This window comes from Stenotrophomonas sp. Br8 (assembly GCF_014763005.1).
GTDB lineage: Bacteria > Pseudomonadota > Gammaproteobacteria > Xanthomonadales > Xanthomonadaceae > Stenotrophomonas > Stenotrophomonas lactitubi.
This window is the reverse complement of the sequence record NZ_JACGTN010000003.1, coordinates 25,188-43,724: the sequence shown is the minus strand read 5'-3', so window position 1 is coordinate 43,724 and position 18,537 is coordinate 25,188. Positions and strand designations below refer to the sequence as shown.

At 67.1% G+C, this 18,537-nt stretch carries 18 protein-coding genes; 10 read left to right on the top strand and 8 right to left on the bottom strand.

All coding sequences use genetic code 11. The features are described 5' to 3' along the window. Positions 1-58 precede the first annotated feature (58 nt). The gene (locus H3005_RS01545; protein WP_100551776.1) at positions 59-1,672 is read right to left on the bottom strand and encodes an alpha-glucosidase family protein; all 1,614 of its coding nucleotides are present in this window, start codon (positions 1,670-1,672) and stop codon (positions 59-61) included. A gap of 215 nt (positions 1,673-1,887) precedes the next feature. Here H3005_RS01545 and H3005_RS01540 point away from each other — a divergent pair, with 215 nt between their 5' ends. Then, positions 1,888-2,886, top strand: a complete 999-nt coding sequence (locus H3005_RS01540; protein ID WP_100551775.1) for a polyprenyl synthetase family protein — start codon at positions 1,888-1,890, stop codon at positions 2,884-2,886. A 99-nt stretch (positions 2,887-2,985) separates the two neighbouring features. Here H3005_RS01540 and H3005_RS01535 read toward each other — a convergent pair whose 3' ends face one another. Continuing rightward, positions 2,986-3,771 (bottom strand): dienelactone hydrolase family protein, encoded by a 786-nt coding sequence (locus H3005_RS01535; protein WP_191077473.1) that lies wholly within the window; start codon positions 3,769-3,771, stop codon positions 2,986-2,988. 129 nt (positions 3,772-3,900) lie between these two features. On the opposite strand from H3005_RS01535, the gene H3005_RS01530 reads away from it, so the two are divergent. Further along, complete coding sequence (locus tag H3005_RS01530; protein WP_191077472.1) at positions 3,901-4,488, top strand: SMI1/KNR4 family protein; 588 nt, start codon at positions 3,901-3,903, stop codon at positions 4,486-4,488. Positions 4,489-4,579: 91 nt separating this feature from the next. Here H3005_RS01530 and murD read toward each other — a convergent pair whose 3' ends face one another. The 3 genes from murD to H3005_RS01515 all read right to left on the bottom strand — a co-directional run bounded on the left by murD (position 4,580) and on the right by H3005_RS01515 (position 10,007). Continuing rightward, on the bottom strand, positions 4,580-5,989 hold the full coding sequence (murD, locus tag H3005_RS01525) for a UDP-N-acetylmuramoyl-L-alanine--D-glutamate ligase (RefSeq protein ID WP_191077471.1): 1,410 nt from the start codon (positions 5,987-5,989) through the stop codon (positions 4,580-4,582). Next, complete coding sequence (murL, locus tag H3005_RS01520; protein WP_191077470.1) at positions 5,970-7,322, bottom strand: UDP-N-acetyl-alpha-D-muramoyl-L-alanyl-L-glutamate epimerase; 1,353 nt, start codon at positions 7,320-7,322, stop codon at positions 5,970-5,972. Before murL ends, murD begins: the two co-directional genes overlap by 20 nt. Positions 7,323-7,412: 90 nt before the next feature. Then, positions 7,413-10,007 (bottom strand): bifunctional aspartate kinase/diaminopimelate decarboxylase, encoded by a 2,595-nt coding sequence (locus tag H3005_RS01515; RefSeq protein WP_191077469.1) that lies wholly within the window; start codon positions 10,005-10,007, stop codon positions 7,413-7,415. 75 nt (positions 10,008-10,082) lie between these two features. Here H3005_RS01515 and H3005_RS01510 point away from each other — a divergent pair, with 75 nt between their 5' ends. Next, the gene (locus H3005_RS01510) at positions 10,083-10,955 is read left to right on the top strand and encodes a PhzF family phenazine biosynthesis protein (protein ID WP_191077468.1); all 873 of its coding nucleotides are present in this window, start codon (positions 10,083-10,085) and stop codon (positions 10,953-10,955) included. A gap of 95 nt (positions 10,956-11,050) precedes the next feature. Beyond that, the gene (locus H3005_RS01505; RefSeq protein WP_191077467.1) at positions 11,051-11,929 is read left to right on the top strand and encodes a PhzF family phenazine biosynthesis protein; all 879 of its coding nucleotides are present in this window, start codon (positions 11,051-11,053) and stop codon (positions 11,927-11,929) included. 82 nt (positions 11,930-12,011) lie between these two features. On the opposite strand, the gene H3005_RS01500 is transcribed toward H3005_RS01505, so the two are convergent. Next, positions 12,012-12,443: an OsmC family protein gene (locus H3005_RS01500; protein WP_019659396.1), complete on the bottom strand. Its 432-nt coding sequence runs from the start codon at positions 12,441-12,443 to the stop codon at positions 12,012-12,014. A gap of 370 nt (positions 12,444-12,813) precedes the next feature. Here H3005_RS01500 and H3005_RS01495 point away from each other — a divergent pair, with 370 nt between their 5' ends. The 4 genes from H3005_RS01495 (at position 12,814) to H3005_RS01480 (ending at position 15,092) form a co-directional block, all read left to right on the top strand. Then, positions 12,814-13,215, top strand: a complete 402-nt coding sequence (locus H3005_RS01495; protein ID WP_089239384.1) for an HU family DNA-binding protein — start codon at positions 12,814-12,816, stop codon at positions 13,213-13,215. Between the two features lie 291 nt (positions 13,216-13,506). After that, on the top strand, positions 13,507-13,815 hold the full coding sequence (locus tag H3005_RS01490; RefSeq protein WP_089239382.1) for a DUF3861 family protein: 309 nt from the start codon (positions 13,507-13,509) through the stop codon (positions 13,813-13,815). A 56-nt stretch (positions 13,816-13,871) separates the two neighbouring features. Continuing rightward, positions 13,872-14,414 carry a hypothetical protein gene (locus tag H3005_RS01485; RefSeq protein ID WP_191077466.1) on the top strand — a complete coding sequence of 181 codons (543 nt, stop codon included), beginning with the start codon at positions 13,872-13,874 and terminating at the stop codon, positions 14,412-14,414. An 81-nt stretch (positions 14,415-14,495) separates the two neighbouring features. Beyond that, positions 14,496-15,092, top strand: a complete 597-nt coding sequence (locus H3005_RS01480; RefSeq protein WP_089239378.1) for a DUF1439 domain-containing protein — start codon at positions 14,496-14,498, stop codon at positions 15,090-15,092. 101 nt (positions 15,093-15,193) lie between these two features. On the opposite strand, the gene H3005_RS01475 is transcribed toward H3005_RS01480, so the two are convergent. Together H3005_RS01475 and H3005_RS01470 are read right to left on the bottom strand one after the other, a co-directional pair. Next, on the bottom strand, positions 15,194-15,736 hold the full coding sequence (locus tag H3005_RS01475; RefSeq protein WP_191077465.1) for a type 1 glutamine amidotransferase domain-containing protein: 543 nt from the start codon (positions 15,734-15,736) through the stop codon (positions 15,194-15,196). A gap of 172 nt (positions 15,737-15,908) precedes the next feature. Further along, positions 15,909-16,376 carry an SET domain-containing protein-lysine N-methyltransferase gene (locus H3005_RS01470; RefSeq protein ID WP_100551764.1) on the bottom strand — a complete coding sequence of 156 codons (468 nt, stop codon included), beginning with the start codon at positions 16,374-16,376 and terminating at the stop codon, positions 15,909-15,911. Between the two features lie 210 nt (positions 16,377-16,586). On the opposite strand from H3005_RS01470, the gene H3005_RS01465 reads away from it, so the two are divergent. Next, positions 16,587-17,042: an SUF system Fe-S cluster assembly regulator gene (locus tag H3005_RS01465; RefSeq protein WP_025873978.1), complete on the top strand. Its 456-nt coding sequence runs from the start codon at positions 16,587-16,589 to the stop codon at positions 17,040-17,042. A 17-nt stretch (positions 17,043-17,059) separates the two neighbouring features. Continuing rightward, positions 17,060-18,535, top strand: coding sequence for a Fe-S cluster assembly protein SufB (gene sufB / locus H3005_RS01460; RefSeq protein WP_099819294.1), 1,476 nt, complete (start codon positions 17,060-17,062; stop codon positions 18,533-18,535). Positions 18,536-18,537 lie beyond the last annotated feature (2 nt).

Sequence of the window (18,537 nt, the reverse complement as noted above, 5' to 3'; positions counted from 1 at the left end):
AAAAAGGGACGGGGCGCTTCGGCCCCGTCCCCGCAAGTACCGCCACCGGAGAAATCGGTCAGCTGCGTCGTGCGCAATACACCGCGCGCGGCGGCAGCTGGAGTTCGTTGCCCTGCACCGTGCCCGCATCCGGGCCCGGTACGGCCACCTGCTGCCAGGTACCCGCCGGCAGCGGATGGGTCACCGCTTCGGCCGACAGGTTGAAGGCCAGCAGGAGAGTTTCATCTGCAAGCATACGCTCGAACAGTAGCACTGGTTCGGCACTGTCCAGGAACCGGATGTCACCGTGCAGCAGGGCTGGCTGGGTGCGGCGCCAGGCCAGGAAGCCGCGGAAGGCCGACAGCACCGACTGCGGATCCTGCGCCTGCACCGCCACGGCCGCCGCCTGGTGCTCGGCCGGGATCGGCAGCCACGGCTTGCCCGTGGTGAAGCCGGCCAGCGGCGCGTCGATCCACGGCAACGGCGTGCGGCAGCCGTCGCGGCCCTTGAAGTTCGGCCAGAAGGTGATGCCGTAGGGGTCCTGCAGCGCCTCGAACGGCACCTCGGCCTCGGCCAGGCCCAACTCCTCGCCCTGGTACAGGCAGACCGAGCCGCGCAGTGAGCACAGCAGCGCCACCAGCATCCGCGCCAGGCGCGGGTCGGCCGGATGCCCACCCCAGCGGCTGACCGCCCGCTCCACATCGTGGTTGGACACGGCCCAGCACGGCCAGCCCTGGGTCATCGCCGCTTCCAGGCGCGACACCGTGTCGCGGATGTAGGCCGCGCTGTAGTCGTTGACCAGCAGCTCGAAGCTGTAACCCATGTGCAGGCGGCCGTCCTGGGTGTATTCGGCGGTGGTCGCCAGCGAGTCCTCCGAAGAGATCTCGCCCAGGCTCACCGCCCCCGGGTACTCGTCCAGCAGGGCGCGCAGCTGCTCCAGGAACGGCAGGTTCTCCGGCTGGGTGTTGTTGTAATAGTGGTATTGGTAGGCGTACGGGTTGTCCGCGCTGAAGCCGCGGCCGACGCGCTTGTCGGCCGGCTTGGGCGGGTTGTCGCGCAGCTGCGCGTCATGGAAGCAGAAGTTGATCGCATCCAGGCGGAAGCCATCCACGCCGCGGTCCAGCCAGAAGCGCACGTTGTCCAGGGTCGCCTGCTGCACCTCCGGGTGATGGAAATTCAGGTCCGGCTGGTCCACCAGGAAGTTGTGCAGGTAGTACTGCTCGCGGCGCGGTTCCCACTGCCAGGCGCCGCCGCCGAACAGCGACAGCCAGTTGTTGGGCGGGGTGCCGTCCTCGCGCGGATCCACCCACACATACCAGTCCGCCTTCGGATTGTGGCGGTCCTGCCGGCTCTCGCGGAACCAGGCATGGTCGATCGAGGTATGGCTGAGCACCTGGTCGATCATCACCTTCAGGCCAAGACCATGCGCCTTGGCCAGCAGCCGGTCGAAGTCGTCCAGGCTGCCGAACAGCGGATCGACATCGCGGTAGTCGGCGATGTCATAGCCGAAGTCGGCCATCGGCGATCGGAAGAACGGCGAGATCCAGATCGCATCCACGCCCAGCGCGGCGATATGGTCCAGGCGCTGGATGATGCCCGGCAGGTCGCCCACCCCGTCGCCGTTGGCGTCGAGGAAACTGCGCGGGTAGATCTGGTAGATGACGGCTCCGCGCCACCATGGATAGTGCGACATCGACAGCCCCCCTCCGGGCATGCGGGACCCGCTGCAAGCGGGCTGAAAACCAACTCCCGCAAGCTTAGCGGCGGCCCACGACGATGGCGCCGCCTGCATACGTATTCACGCCGGACACCGTGGTCGGCGGCATCGGGCGGCGGCCTGGGAACCGGTTTCCTCCCCAATTCACAGGCAACGCCTATAATCAGGGATGAGCCTGAAAGCCTGATCGCATGACCATCACTGAAGACACCCGTCCCGCCCTGGGCCTGTCCCAGATCCAGTCGCTTGCCGCAGCCGACATGGCTGCCGTCGATGCCCTGATCCGCCGCCGGCTGTCCTCGGATGTGGTGCTGATCAACCAGATCGCCGACCACATCATTTCCGCGGGCGGCAAACGCCTGCGGCCGATGCTGGTGATGCTGGCCGGCCATGCGGTCGGCGGCGCCGGCCCCGAGCACCACCAGCTGGCCGCGATCATCGAGTTCATCCACACCTCCACCCTGCTGCACGACGACGTGGTGGACGAATCCAGCCTGCGCCGCGGCCGCAGCACCGCCAATGCGCTGTGGGGCAACGCGCCGAGTGTGCTGGTGGGCGACTTCCTGTACTCGCGCAGCTTCCAGCTGATGGTCGAGCTGGACCGGATGTCGGTGATGCAGATCCTGGCCGACACCACCAACCGCATCGCCGAAGGCGAAGTGCTGCAGCTGCTGCACGTGCACAACCCGGACACCGACGAAGCGGCCTACCTGCGCGTGATCGAGCGCAAGACCGCGGTGCTGTTCGCCGCCGGTACCCGCCTGGGTGCACTGGCCAGCGGCGTCGATGAAGCCACCCAGCAGGCCCTGTACGACTACGGCATGCATCTGGGCTACGCCTTCCAGATCGCCGATGACGTGCTGGATTACTCGGCCAACGCCGACGAGCTGGGCAAGAACCTCGGTGATGACCTGGCCGAGGGCAAGGCCACGCTGCCGCTGATCCACGCGATGGCGCATTCGGACGAGGCCACCCGCCAGCGCCTGCGCGAGATCGTGCAGAACGGCGACGCCTCGGCGATGCCGGAAGTGCTGGCTGCGATCCAGGCCACCGGTGGCCTGGAATACAGCCGCCGCCGCGCCGAGGAATATGCGGAAACCGCCGAGCGCGCGCTCGACGGCCTGGCCGACAACGATGCCGTCGCCGCCCTGCGCGGCCTGGCCCGCTACGCGGTACAGCGTTCGCATTGATGAAGGAGTGCCGACCAACGGTCGGCACCTACCAGGGCAGATGGGTGCCGACCGTTGGTCGGCACGGAAATATCCGTGGGTGCCGACCGTTGGTCGGCACTACATGAAGCGCTCCTCGAAGAACTCATCCAGCGCCTTCCAGGCACGCTTCGCCGCACGCTCGTTGTACTGGCAGCCCGGCGGGCTGTTGGCATCACGCTCGGCAAAGCAGTGCACCGCACCGCTGTAGTTGGTGAACTCCCAGTCCACCTTGGCCGCATCCATTTCCTTCTGGAAGCTGCCGATATCCTCCGCGGTCACGCTCTTGTCGTCGGCGCCATTCAACACCAGCACCGACGGATGGCTGCCACCGGCCTGCGCCGGCAAGGGCGACCCGAGCCCGCCATGCAGGCTGACCACGCCCGCCAGCGGCGCACCGGCACGGGCCAGTTCCAGCACCGTGGTGCCACCGAAGCAGAAGCCCACCGCGCCGATCCGGCTGGCGTCCAGCGGTGCCTTGCCCGCCTGCGCCTTCAGCACGTTGACCGCCTCCAGCGCCCGCGCCCGCAGCAGCGGCCGGTCATTGCGCAGCTTGGTCGCCACCGGACCGGCCTCGGCATCGGTCTTCGGTCGCACGCCCTTGCCGTACACATCGGCCACCAGCACCACGTAGTCATCGCCAGCCAGCTGCTTGGCCTTCTCGATGGCCGATTCGTTCACGCCCTTCCAGTTCGGCACCATCACCAGGCCCGGGCGCTTGTCGTTGTCGCCATCGTCATAGACCAGCACCCCACTGAAGGTCGTGCCCTGGTGCTTCCACTCCACCGGCTGCGTCTTCATCGCCGCCCACGCTGGCATCGCCGCCAGCCCCAGTACCATCGCCACGCCGCAACGCCAACGTTTCATGCGCCTGCTCCAGAAAAAAGGGGACGGAGGGGATTAAGCCGTAATCGCCCCTCCCGCGTCGCATTCTGCATTGGCTGCGTGACGCAGGTGTGGTTGGATACGACCTGATCCCCTCCGTCCCCTCTCTGCATGAACCTTGTTGATCGCTTTCTGTCTGGCCTGACCCCGCGCTTGCCCGAGGACGATGCCCCGCAATGGGCATGGACCGAAGGCGCCAGCGACGCCGATCTGCAACGCCTGCGCGCGCAGTGGCCGCAGGTTCCCGCCAGCCTGGTCGAGCTGCTGTCGCGCGTGGACGGCACGCACTTCCGCCAGTACCCGAAGGGCGAGGTCTGCGTGCTGATGCTGGGCTCGGACGTCGGCGACTATCCGTACTACCTGCGCTCGGTGGCGCAGATCTTCGAAGACCAGCAGCAGTGGGACGACAGCATCCGCTCCATCTACGAAGAATGGCTGGATGAAGAACCGGAGATCCTCGGTGCCGGCATCGATGCCGACCTGCCGATGAGCCGTCGCCTGTGCTTCTCGCACTGCATGAACAACGGCGGCACCTCGATGCTGTACCTGGATTTCGATCCCGCACCCGGCGGCAACGTTGGCCAGGTGGTGCGCTATCTGCACGACCCGGACAGCTACGCGGTGATCGCCCCCAGCTTTGATGCGTACCTGCAGCAGTTGATTGATCGCGATTACGCGTTCATCAACGAAGACGAATGAAGGCAGCCGAGCGTGGGCTCGGCTCTACAGTAGATCCACGCCATGCGTGGATGCGGCACCCCGGGTTGCCGGCCAGCGGCCGGCACTACCGTCAGCCGATCCCGATCCCTGGAATCGCGCTGATCGTGTCCGGGTCGAACCCGGCCAGTTCGGCGAAATGCCGCCCACGTGCAACGTAATCGCGGTAGGCGCCATAGCTCGGCGCCCCCGGCGACAGCAGCACCACCCCACCCTGCTCGCCCAAGGCGCGACGCGCCAGCGCCATCGCGTCGGGCAGATTCGCAGCCGCATGCAGGCCGAAACGGCCGGCGTCGGCCAACGGCTGCAGCATCGCGTGGATGCGCGGTCCGTTGCTGCCCATGGTCACGATCTCCACCGGCGGCACGTCGTGCGCCATGTGCTGCATGAAGTCGGTCCAGTCCAGGCCGCGATCATGCCCGCCCACCAGCAGCGCGATGCGCTGGCCGGCGAAACACTCCAGCGCCGCCAGGCTGGCATGCGGCGTAGTGCTGATCGAATCGTTGACGTAGGTGAGGCCATCGGCCTCGCCAATCCGCTGCAGGCGATTCGGCAGCGGCCGGAAATCCTGCACGGCCGGCGCCAGCGTCACCGCATCCAGGCCCAGCGCCTCCAGCGCAGCCAGCACCGCGCACAGATTGCCGCGGTTGTGGCGGCCCGGCAGTGGCGTGTTGCGGGTATCGAACACCGCCTGCTCGCCGCGATGCACGATGTCGCCGCGCATATGCCAGCCCTGCGGCTGGTTGAACCAGACCACCTCGCTGGCGGGCAGCGTCAGCGCGGCCAAGTGCGGGTCTGCGGCATTGAGCACGGCAACGCGCGGCGCGGCCCCGGTCACCAACTGCAGCTTGTCTTCGATGTAGCGCTGTTCGCTGCCGTGCCAGTCCAGGTGTTCCGGGAACAGGTTCAGCACCACGGCTACCTGCGGGCGCGCACCACTACGTGCGACCTCGCCGGTCTGGTAGCTGGACAGCTCCACCGCCCAGTAAGCGGGCGCCGGTTGCGGGTCCAGCACTTCCAGCAGCGGCAGGCCGATGTTGCCGACCAGACCGGTGCGATGCCCCGCTGCGCGCAGCAGGTGCGCGACCAGCGCGGTGGTGGTGCTCTTGCCCTTGGTGCCGGTCACGCAGATCGTGTCGCGCACGGTGCCATCGGCATCGGCGTGTTCGGCAAACCACAACGCCGTGCCACCAATGAAGACGGTGCCCTGCCCAGCCGCCGCCAACGCGATCGGCAGATACGGGCTGATCCCGGGCGACTTGATCACCACGTCGAATGAAGCCAGTGCATCGGCCGAAGGTTCGCCGCGTACATCCAGCGCGCCCCGTGTTTCCGCACGCGCCGCCTCGACCTCGCTGGCCGGGCAGAACAGGCTCAGGCCAAGCGACGGCAGGCGCGCGCGCAGCACTGCAAACGCAGCACGCCCTTCACGTCCCCAGCCCCACAGCGCTACGCGCTTGCCTTCAAGCTGCGAAATCTTCACGCACCCGTTCCCACAGCGTCGCCGGAATACGATGTTCGCCCTGCAGCTGCATCAACGGTGCCAGCTCCAGTTCGGCCGCATCCAGCTGCGGCCGGATTTCATTGCAGAAACGCTTCACCAGCGCGTCTTCCTTCCACTCCGGGCGCTGCGCCAGGGTCGCCATCGCCGCACGCGATTCGCGGCCTTCGCCCACGCATTCGAACGGCTTGTGGTCCTGGAATTCCAGAAGCGCGTCGAAGCCACCGGCCTGCTCGATGTCATCCAGCAGGTTGCGGCCGAAGATGCGCACCAGGCGGGTTTTCGGCATGAACGGGGCCAGCGCCAGGAACACGAAGTGGCACTTCGGGCAGACGCCGCACCAGCGGTTTACCGGGCGCTCGCCAAGGATGTGGAAGTTGCGGTTGCAGCTGGAGAAATGCGCGTCGTAGAAATCGCTCTTGGCGAACTGGCGGGCCACCGCCAGCTCCGACATCGGCCGCAGCAGCGAGTAGTACTGCAGATCAGCGGCCACCTGTTTCTGCACGTACATGCCGAAGGCCTGCTCGAACGCCCAACCCTTCGACCACTGGTGGTTGACCTCGCCGGTGCCCGGAATCTGGCTGCCGTAGCTGGCCGAACGTTCGTTGGAGAACACCACCTGGTCCACGCCCTGCAGCACTGCAGCCAGCACCATGATCGCCGAGTTGACCGCGGTGACCGGGATGTGGCCGTTCCATGCGCCCTGGCGGTTGAGCTCGAACAGCTCCGGCGCCAGCGCGCGGCCGAGGTTCAATGTCGGCAGCCCGGTGCGCTCGGCACAGGCACGGATCAACTGCGAACCACCAATCCAGGTCACCGTCTCGTCCACGCCGGCGCGACGCAGCGCTTCGATGCTGACCAGCGAATCCTTGCCGCCACCGATGGCCACCAGCGCATGCGCCCGCAGGCCCAGCACCGGTGCCTGCACCGTTTCGCCCTGCGCCGGCAGGCGGAAGCGCCCACGCAGGTTCAGGCCGTTGCGGTAGGCGAACTCACCCAGGCCGTTGAGGTAGATGTTCTCCACCAGCGCCGCGGTATCGGCATCGATGCTGTAGCTGTCGATGCTGACCGTATCGGGCACACCGGCCTTGTAGTAGCTCACACCGGCAATCAGGTGCAGCAGCCGCAGCGCGCGCTGCACGGCATCGGCACGCGCCGGCTCCAGCACGAACGGGGCGCCGGGCACGGTAACGGTTTCCACCATTTCCGGGCCGTCATCGAAGGCGTAGACCAGCTTGGCCACGCCGGTGTCCGCTGCGAATTCGCAGCGGACGAAGCGGAAGCGGGAAACCTGGTGTTTATCGAAAGCAGTCATGGTGAATCCAGTTCAAGCACGGTCAGGCACGTGCCCGCGCGCAGGCGCGGGACGTGTCGGTGGGCGGGTGCAGGGCGCGGAAGGCGGCGATCATTCGATCACGTCCTCGCGCGGCATCGCCCGTTGGTTGTAGGTGTTGGACATCACATAGCCGTAGGCACCGGCGTCGGCGATCAGCATCACATCGTCCGGCGCGGTCGACACCGGCAGCTTGCGGCGCTTGCCGAACACATCGCTGGATTCGCAGATCGGGCCGACCACATCGAACGCTGCTTCGGCGTAACCGCCCTGGCGGCTGAGGTTTTCGATGTCGTGCCAGGCGTCGTACAGGGCCGGACGCATCAGCGTGTTCATGCCGGCATCCAGGCCGACACGGCGCACGCCGTCCTTCTCCACCACCTGGGTGGCGTGGGTCAGCAGCACGCCCGATTCAGCCACCAGGAAGCGGCCCGGCTCGATCGCCAGGCGGAACGCCGGGTGCAGCGCCTTGACCTCGGCCAGGCCCTCGGCCCAGGCATCCAGGTCGAACGGCTCGTCTTCGTCGCTGTACGGAATCGGCAGGCCACCACCGATGTCGATGGTCTGCACGCTGCCGATACGGCGCGCGAAACCGGCCAGCTCATCGCACATCAGGCGCCAGTGCTGGGCGGTTTCCACGCCGCTGCCAAGGTGCGCATGCAAGCCGACCACGCGGGTGCCCAGCTCGGTGGCCGCGCGCACGAACTCGTCCACGCGCGCGATCGGCAGGCCGAACTTGGATTCCTTGCCGCCGGTGCGGACCTTGGCGTGGTGGCCTTCGCCACGGCCCAGGTCCACGCGCAGCCACAGCTCGCGGTTGCGGAACAGGTCCGGCCAGCGTTGCAGGGCTTCGACGTTGTCGACAGTGACGGTCACGCCCAGCGCGAACGCCGCTTCGTACTCGCTGCGCGGGCAGAAGCTGGGGGTGAACAGCACGCGCTTGGGCGACAGTTCCGGAATAGCCTGGAACACATGCTTCAGCTCGCCGTGCGACACGCATTCCAGGCCGAAACCTTCGGCTTCCAGCAGCTGCAGGATGGCCGGATGGCTGTTGGCCTTGATCGCGTAGTAGCGCTGGTCGATCGGCTTGATCGCCGCCAGCGCACGGGCACGCGCCCGTACCGTCGGCAGGTGATAGACGTAGCGCGGCGTGCCGGCATCGGCCAGCTGCAGCAGGTGCGCACGCTGGCCGCGCCACCACGGCGTACCGCGCGGGCGCACGGTGCCGGCGATTTCGCGCCAGCGCGGGCCGAACACTTCGGTCTCTTCCACCGGCATCGCGCCGCTGTCGATCAGTTCGGCGTGCAGGATCGGCAGCAGGCCATCGGCATCGGCCTCGTCGATGACGAAGGTCAGGTTCAGGTCGTTGGACGACTGCGAAATCATGTGTACGCGCTCACGACCGAAAGTCGCCCACACGTCCGACAGCTTGTGCAGCAGCGAGCGCATGCCCAAGCCGACCAGGGTGATCGCCGCGCACGGCACGATCACCTTGACCTTGCAGATCTGCGACAGGTCGGCCGACAGTGCGGCCAGCACATCGGTGTTGACCAGGTTCTCGGACGGGTCCAGCGACACGGTGACGTTGGTCTCGGCCGAACCGATCAGGTCCACCGACAGGCCGTGCTTCTTGAACAGGCCGAATACATCGGCGAGGAAGCCGACCTGCTGCCACATGCCGATGCCTTCCATCGACACCAGCACGATGCCGTTGCGGCGGCTGATCGCCTTCACCCCCGGCACCGGCGCGGCGTTGCCGTCGATGCTGGTACCCGGCAGTTCGGGGCGCTCGGTATCGAGGATCGCCATCGGCACGCCGGCATCGCGGCAGGGCTTGATCGAGCGCGGGTGCAGCACCTTGGCACCGGTGGTCGCGATTTCCTGCGCTTCGTAATAGTCCAGGCGGGTCAGCAGGCGCGCGTCCGGCACGTCCTTGGGATTGGCGCTGAACATGCCCGGCACATCGGTCCAGATCTCCACGCGGCTGGCGCCGAGCAGCGCACCGAAGTAGGCCGCCGACGTATCCGAACCGCCGCGGCCGAGAATGGCCGTGCCACCGTCGGCATGACGCGAGATGAAGCCCTGGGTGATCAGCAGGCGCGTGGGCTGCGCGCGGAAGCGCTGCGCCCATTCCGCATCGGCACGCCACTGGCAGTTCACCGACAGGCGCTGCGACCAGTCGCTCTGGTTCGGCTGCGGCGGCAGCGCGTCCAGCCACTGGCGCGCATCCATCCAGCCGAAATCCAGGCCGCTGGCACGCAGATAGGCCGCGCCCAGGCTGGATGACAGCAGTTCACCCTGGCCCAGCACTTCGGCCTGCCAGTCCAGCGGTCGGCTCGGCGCACGCGGGTCGTCCAGCAGGCCCTGCAGCGCGGCCAGCCGCTCGGCCAGCACCTCGGCGCCCAGGCCCAGTTCTTCCAGGAAGCCCTGGTGGCGCTCGACCAGCGCCGCCACGCGATCGCGGCTGTCCGGCGCGCCATCGGCAATCGCGGTCAGTTCGTTGGTGACCCCGGACAGTGCCGAAACCACCACCAGCACGCGCGCGCCAGTCTCTTCCGCCCGTTTTTTCGCCAGCTTCCCGATCGTGTCCCAGCGGTGGCGACGCGACACCGAGGTGCCGCCGAACTTCAGTACGATCCAACGATCGACAAGGGGGGAAGCTGACATGGATAGGCTATGTGTAATGTGGGGAAGCCGCCCTTGGGGGCGGAACCTTCGATTCTAAGCCCAATACACCCGTCAATGACCGCCTACCGCTACCTGCAGCTCGATGTCTTCGCCCATCACCCCGGTACCGGCAACCCGCTCGGTGTCGTGTTCGACGCGGATGGGCTGTCCACCGACCGCATGCAGGCCCTTGCTGTCTGGCTGAACCTGTCCGAGACCGTGTTCTTCCTGCGCCCCACCGATGCCGGCGCCGACTACCACATCCGCATCTTCACCCCCGCCAGCGAGCTGCCCTTTGCCGGCCATCCCAGCGTGGGTGCCGCCTGGGCCGCGGTCACCTGCGGCCTGCTGCAGCCACGCGACGGGGCCCTGGTACAGCAGTGCGCGGCCGGCCTGCTGCCGGTGCAGATCACCGGCCCGGCCAACGCGCCCACCATCCGGCTGGCCAGCCCAGCGGCGCGCCTGCTGCCGACAGCATCGGGCGCCGTCCCGGAAGCGCTGCGCGCCGTCATCGCCGAGGGCCAGGGCGCCGAACTCTGGGACAACGGCCCGCGCTGGTGGCTGCTGCCGCTGCGCGATGCCGACGCCGTGCGCACGCTGGTACCGGACATGGCGGCCCTGCGCGACTGGAGCATGGCCACCGATGCGCTCGGCGTAGCCGTGTTCGCGCTCGAACCCGGTGCCGACCATGATCTGGTGGTGCGTGCGTTCTGCCCTGCGGATGCCCCCAACGTGCCCGAGGATCCGGTGACCGGCAGCGTCAACGCGCTGATCGGCGCCTGGCTGCGGCAGCGCAATGCCCTGCCCGGCAAGAACGGGAGCTACATGGCCAGCCAGGGCCGCGAGGTCGGCCGCGACGGCCGCGTCCAGGTCACCGTCGATGCGCAGGGCACGGTATGGATCGGTGGCCAGGTGCAGCCGGTGATCGACGGCCACATCCGCTGGTAGCGCCGGGCCACGCCCGCCGGCCTGCCGCGCTGCGCGCTCGCGGGGGCATGGCCCCGCGCTACCCTATGCGGCCTGTTTCCTGGAGTTCCCGCCTGATGTCCGCACGCCGTTTCCTGCAGCTGGATGTGTTTTCCCCGCGCCCGGGCGCCGGCAATCCGCTGGCTGTCGTGCTCGATGCCGAAGGCCTGGACGATGCGGCAATGCAGGCCATCGCCCGCTGGACCCGCCTGCCCGAAACCACCTTCGTGTTCCCGCCACAGGCGCCCGGCAGCAGCTATCGGCTGCGCATGTTCAGCCCGCAGAAGGAAGTGCCGTTCGCGGGCCATCCCAGCGTCGGCACTGCCCACGCGGTGCTGCAGGCAGGCATCGCCGTGCCGGTTGACGGAGTACTGGTACAGGACGGGATCGCCGGGGCGTTGCCACTGCGCGTGACCGGCGAAGGCGCCCAGCAGCGCATCGCGATCCGTACGCCGCGTGCACAGCTGGCCGAGACCGCGGTTGCCGACGATCCGCGCCTGCAGCCCGCCCTGCAGGGCTGGCCGCTGGGTACGCTGCCACCTGCGCGCATGCAGGGCGGTCGAAGCTGGTGGGGCGTGCAGGTTGCGGACGAAGCCGCGTTGCGCGCCCTGCGCCCCGATTGGGACGCGATCGCCACGCTGGCTGAATCGACCGACAGCATGGGGGTGTTCGCCTATGCCTTTGCCGATGGCAGCGACGGTTACGACCTGGCCGTGCGCGCCTTCGTCGGCAATGGACGCCGCTTCGAGGATGCTGCTTCAGGCGCGGCCAACGCCGTACTGGCGGCCTGGCTGGATCTGCGTGATGCCCTGCCGCGCGGCCGCCAGCCCTTCGAAGTCAGCCAAGGCCGCGAAGTCGGCCACGATGCGCGCCTGACCCTGCTGGTCGACGAAGACGGCGAGGTCTGGTCCGGTGGCCAGGTGCAGACGGTGATCACCGGCACCATCGACTGGTGATTGCCCGCACGCGGGGTAGCGCCGGGCCATGCCCGGCGTCTTTCCGCTGCGCTCGCCGGGCATGGCCCGGCGCTACCGACTCTCAGCCCAGCTCGGCTTCCAGACTGATCGGCACTGCGCTCAGTGCCTTGGAAACCGGGCAGTTCTGCTTGGCGTCATCGGCGATCGCGCGGAACTGCGTCGCATCGATTCCCGGCACCACCGCCTTCACTTTCAGCCGGATCTGCGACAGCTGCGGGCCGCCTTCCATCGACAGGTCGACCTTGGCTTCGGTATCCAGCGAGGTCGGGGTGAAACCGGCTTCGCCCAGCTTGGCCGACAGCGCCATGGTGAAACAACCGGCGTGCGCGGCGGCGATCAGCTCTTCGGGATTGGTGCCCTTTTCATCACCGAAACGGCTGTTGAAGCCGTAGCGGGTTTTGTCCAGCAGGCCGCTTTGTGGCGTGCTCAACTGGCCCTTGCCCGACTTCAGGTCGCCTTCCCAATGCGCGGTAGCGTGTCGCGAGATTCCCATGTCCTGCTCCGTTGTGGCTGCGATGAACCGATACCCTGGCACGCGCCGCGTTAGCCCTGCGTCGCTCCGCCGCATGCGCCGCGCCTGTCCCGAGCCAGCGAGTGGACACTTCTTCGCCACCAACCCGGCGATTTTTCCCTTGTTTTCAGTCATTTCGCCAACACGACCGCAAACACGGACACTGCGGTGCAGTGCACCACGACACCCATTTCCCGCACGACCGGCCATGTACTGAATCGGCCTGGATATGAAAAAACATGCACTTTCAGCGCTCCAGGCTATTGGCGGCGCCCAAGAGTTGCCCTACATTGCGCTTGCCGACGGGGTTCGGCGCCGACCAAACAACCAACCGTTCACGGAACAGGAAACCATGGCAAAGACCGCTAAGAAGGCTGCCCCGAAGAAGGCAGTGAAGAAAGTCGCGACGAAGGCTGCCGCCGCCAAGCCGGCCGCTCCGAAGCCGATCAAGGAAGTGCTGACCAAGTCGGGCCTGGTTGCACACATCGCTGAAGTCTCCGGCGTTGTCGCCAAGGACGTCCGCGCTGTGCTGGCCTCGCTGGAAGGCGCTGTCGCCGCTTCGGTGCACAAGAAGGGCGCCGGCTCGTTCACCCTGCCGGGCCTGCTGAAGATCAGCACCGTCAATGTGGCAGCCAAGCCGAAGCGCAAGGGCATCAACCCGTTCACCAAGGAAGAGCAGTGGTTCGCCGCCAAGCCGGCCACCACCAAGCTCAAGGTTCGCCCGCTGAAGAAGCTCAAGGACGCTGCGCTCTAAGCGCGCGCCCTGCAGCGGATACCTGGCGGGACGGCCTTGGCCGTCCCGTTTTTTTTGCCCGCTCTCCAGTGGATCCACGCCACGCGTGGATGCCGCCCCCTGCGACCCCGCAACACAGCGTTTCCCGCGCCCACGCAATCACCCGCACAGGCCCGCCGCCCATGGCCGCGCCGCTGTTTTTCCAGTGCAGGAACGAACCGGGTGGAACACTGCGTGCAGCCCCGGCCATCGCCGCCGGCCAATGCCTTGCCTATGGTGGACACATTCCTCCCCACCAGCGCGAGCACCCCCATGGCCAGCCCCTCCACCCGCTACCGGATCTCGGTGACCCCGATCGAAAAGGACGGGCACCAGTGCACCGGGCGCTGCACCATCGAACTGGAACACCGTGCCAGCCGCGACCTGATGCGACTGCTGGAATCAGCCCCGCGCACGGCAGGCCTGAGCGGCGACGAACGTGCCACGCTGGTGGTGGCCACCCAGCTGCTGCGTGACATCGTGCAGCGCCATGCAGACACCGACGGCCATGCACTGGCAGCGATTTCCGCACAGGTGCTGCCGGCATTGGATGCGCTGGAGCAGCTTCCCTCTTCGCGCTGAGCCGGCCCCCGCCGCTACACTGCCGCCTTCCAGGTCGCCTCGGGGAGGAGGCAGACATGCGCGGTTCTCTTTACCTGCTGATCCCGTTGCTTGCGGTGGGGTGTTCCAACCCGACCCCTCCAGCCGACTCCACCACGTCGGACTCAGCCGCCGCCGCAGCCGCCCCTGCCGTGCCTACGACGAACACGGCCCCGGAATCTGCGACCGTCGACGCGATCGCCATTGACCCGCTGTACGGCGCCGTTGCCATCGGCAGCGAATCGCCCGCAGCGATGCTCAACCGCTACATGCTCGATCTGCTCAACCAGAACAAGGCGCGCAGCGATGCGGCGTGGACCTATGCCCCGGCCGACCCGCGTCATGCTGACGACGCCGTACTGCGCCTGCTGCCCGACGTGCGCAACCTGCGCCTGGACAGTGATGTGGCGCTGCCACGCGACGATGCGCAGCCACCGCGCCTGCTGGAAGTGCCGGTGAAGATCCGCGCGGTGACCGCCAGCGGAACCTTCCGCTATCACGGCTGGTACCGCGTGCAGCCCAGTGCCGACGGCCGCGCCTGGCAGATCCAGTCGGCCAGCCTGCAGCCAACGCTGGACTGAACCGTTGCAGCGGTGTGTACCCGCGATTCAGCGGGCAAAGCTACTCTGTAGGCCTCTTCGATCCTTCTTCCGGTCACCGCCATGCGCCTGCGTTCCCTGATGACCCGCCTTGCCGCCTCGACCGTGCTGATTGCTGCCGCGATCGGCGCCCAGGCCGCCCCTTCGATCTCCGGTCGTGAACTGGCGGTTGGCGCCAGCGACGTGCAGCAGTATCTGGACGGCAGCTTCCCGCGCACCCAGGACGCACTGGGCGGCCTGATCGCGCTGACCATGAGCCACCCGCAGCTGAGCCTGCCGGCAGGCGAACGATTGAACCTGGGCATGGATGTGGCGCTGGCCACTGCGGGCGGCAACCCGGCCAAGCTGGGCACGGTGAAGCTCAGCAGCGGCCTGCGCTATGACGCGCAGACCCAGGGTTTCCACCTGCAGCAGCCGACCGTAGATGATTTCACCCCGGCCAACCAGGGCGGCCGTCTCGACTCGCGCACCCGCGGCCTGCTGAACGCATGGCTGAGCGACTACGCCCAGCGCGAACCGATCTACAAGCTGGACCCGGCCGTGGCCGGCCTGCTCGGTGCCCTGCAGGTGCAGTCAGCGCAGGTGAAGAACGGCAAGCTGGTGGTGACCTTCAACCAGAATCTGGGCAACCTGGTGCCGGCCGGCGTGCTCGGCAAATAAGCCCCCGCCAGATACGGTAGCGCCGGGCCATGCCCGGCGGCTTCTGCCATTTCCGCGCTTCGCGCTCGCCGGGCACGGCCCGGCGCTACCGCATCAAAACATCACGCCGCCAGCGCTTTCACCACCGCCTCGCTGAAGGCCGGAATGTCCTCGGGCTTGCGGCTGGTGATCAGGTTGCCGTCCACCACCACTTCCGCATCGCGCCAGCGCGCGCCGGCATTGGCCAGGTCCTGCTGCAGCGACGGCCACGAGGTTACCTCGTGCCCCTCCGCCAGCCCGCTGTTGATCAGCAGCCAGGGGCCGTGGCAGATCGCCGCCACCGGCTTGCCGGCCTCGGCCATGCTGCGGATGAAATCCAGTACTGCTTCGTTGGTGCGCAGGGTATCCGGATTGATCACGCCACCGGGCAGCACCAGCGCATCGAAGCGGCCGGCGTCGGCGCCATCCAGCGGCTGATCCACGGCGACCGAATCACCCCAGTCCTTGTCCTTCCAGCCCTTGATGCTGGCCTCTTTGGCCGGCGACACCACGCTGACGCGCGCGCCCTCCGCTTCCAGCAGGTGCTTGGGCTCGATCAGTTCAGACTGTTCGAAACCATGCGTGGCGAGAATGGCGATCTGCTTGCCGCGAAGACGCTGTGCCATGTCGTGCTCCAGATAGGGGGGAGCGGACAGGGTGGGCGAAAGCGCATTGAACCACGGTGACCCGGCCGTGCACGGCAGGTGCAGAAACGCCCGGGTAGCGCCGGGCCATGCCCGGCGGCTTCTCATTCCGCCCGCGCTTCACGCTCGCCGGGCATGGCCCGGCGCTACCGGATCAGCGCTTGGGCTGCAGCATCGTGCCGGTGCACTTGGGCGAACCGCAGCGGCACTCCCAGATCTTCTTCAGCTTGGCCGTATGCCGCTCGGCCAAGGTGATGCCGTAGTTGTAGGTCAGTTCTTCGCCCGCCTTGATATCGCGCAGCGCCTCGATGAACACCTTGTCGCCGCGGGTGTCACCGTCCTCGTTTTCCTCGATCACCGCCTCGCAGTTCGGGTCGCAGCTGTGGTTGATCCAGCGCGCGTCGTTGCCCTTGTAGTTGGCATCGATCACCCAGTCGTCGTTGAGGGTGAACAGGAAGGTATGGCCGCTTTCCACATCGCCACTGTCATCGGCATCGACATCGCCGTGGCTGCGCAGCAGGCCCTTGTACTGGATCACGCGCTCGCCCTGCTTGATCGGGGCCACGGAAAACACACCGTTGCCGTGGATGGCGGACTTGCGGGCTTGGATCTTCTTGGGCATCGGCAAGAGACGTTTGCAGCGAAAGGAACGTTGATTCTCACCCATTCCGGGTGATTGCGAAAATCACCCCCATGCCGCAGCATGTCGCCCCGTCGGCCGCCCGCGGCCGCCGACCCGCAGCCGGCCCCAAGCGCCCGCTGAATGGCCGGGTTGGATGCCGGCGAATAAAAGCGTACAATTTCAGTCCGCTTTAAGAACCACTCGCATCCCATGTTGCGCGTCACCAAGCTCACCGATTACGCCACCGTCGTACTGACCGTGCTCGCCGCCCGTCCGGGCGAGGTGCTCAGTGCCACCGAGCTGGCCGAATTCACCGGTCTGGAGCCGCCCACCGTCAGCAAGGTGCTCAAGCCACTGGCCCAGGCCGGCCTGGTCGAAGGCCTGCGCGGTGTCCGCGGCGGCTACCGGCTGACCCGTCCATCGATCGAGATCTCGCTGTTTGAAGTGGTCGAAGCCATGGAAGGGCCGTTGGCCCTGACCGAGTGCAGCCACGATCACCACCAGTGCGGCATGGCGCCCAAGTGCGGCGCACGCAGCAGCTGGCGGCTGATCAACGACGTGGTCTCCGAGGCCCTGCGCGATGTCAGCCTGGCGCAGATCCTGCCCCCTCTTCCCCTTGTCGACGAAGAACAGCGCCGCACCATCGCTGTCGACGTCGTCTCCTGATCCGTAGGCAGCCCCCCATGGCCACCGAAACCATCGAAACCGTCGCCAGCGACGACACCCCCAACCGCGAGATCCACGAGCAGCTTGGCCGCAAGTATTCGGCCGGCTTCATCACGGACATCGAGTCGGACTCCCTTCCCGCCGGCCTGGACGAGGACACCATCCGCGCCCTGTCGGCGAAGAAGGAAGAGCCGGAATGGATGACGCAGTGGCGCCTGGACGCCTACCGCCACTTCCTGACCATGCCGATGCCGAACTGGGCCAAGCTGCAGATCGCCCCGATCGACCTGCAGGCGCTCAGCTACTACTCCGCGCCGAAGGGCCCGAAGTACGCCTCGCTGGATGACGTGCCGAAGGAACTGCTGGACACCTACGACAAGCTGGGCGTGCCGCTGCACGAACGCGCCAAGCTGGCCGGCGTGGCCGTGGATGCGGTGTTCGATTCGGTCTCCGTCGGTACCACCTTCCGCAAGGAGCTGGCCGAGAAGGGCGTGATCTTCTGCTCGATGTCCGAAGCCATCAAGGAACACCCGGAACTGGTGCGCCAGTACCTGGGCACCGTGGTGCCGGTCGGCGACAACTACTTCGCCGCGCTCAATTCGGCGGTGTTCTCCGATGGCAGCTTCGTGTTCATCCCCAAGGGCGTGCGCTGCCCGATGGAACTGAGCACCTACTTCCGCATCAACGCCGGCCACACCGGCCAGTTCGAGCGCACGCTGATCATCTGCGAAGAGAAGGCGTACGTGTCCTACCTGGAAGGCTGCACCGCGCCGATGCGCGATGAGAACCAGCTGCACGCCGCGGTGGTCGAGCTGGTGACGCTGGACGATGCAGAGATCAAGTACTCCACCGTGCAGAACTGGTACCCGGGCGATGAGAACGGCGTCGGCGGCATCTACAACTTCGTCACCAAGCGTGCCGAATGCCGTGGCGCGCGCAGCAAGGTCACCTGGACCCAGGTCGAGACCGGCTCGGCGATCACTTGGAAGTATCCGTCCTGCGTGCTGCTGGGCGACGACTCGGTCGGTGAGTTCCACTCGGTGGCGCTGACCCACCATCGCCAGCAGGCCGACACCGGCACCAAGATGATCCACGTCGGCAAGCGCACCAAGAGCAAGATCATCAGCAAGGGCATCAGCGCCGGCCGCGGCCAGAACACCTACCGCGGCCTGGTGAAGATCGACCGCAATGCCGACGGCGCGCGCAACTACACCCAGTGCGATTCGCTGCTGATCGGCAAGCAGTGCGGCGCCCACACCTTCCCCTACATCGAGGTGAAGAACCCGGGCGCCACCGTCGAGCACGAGGCCACCACCTCGAAGATCTCCGACGACCAGCTGTTCTACTGCCGCGCCCGTGGCATCAGCCAGGAAGACGCGGTGTCGATGATCGTCGACGGCTTCTGCAAGCAGGTGTTCCGCGAACTGCCGATGGAGTTCGCGGTGGAAGCCAAGAAGCTGCTGGAAGTCTCGCTGGAAGGCTCGGTGGGCTGATC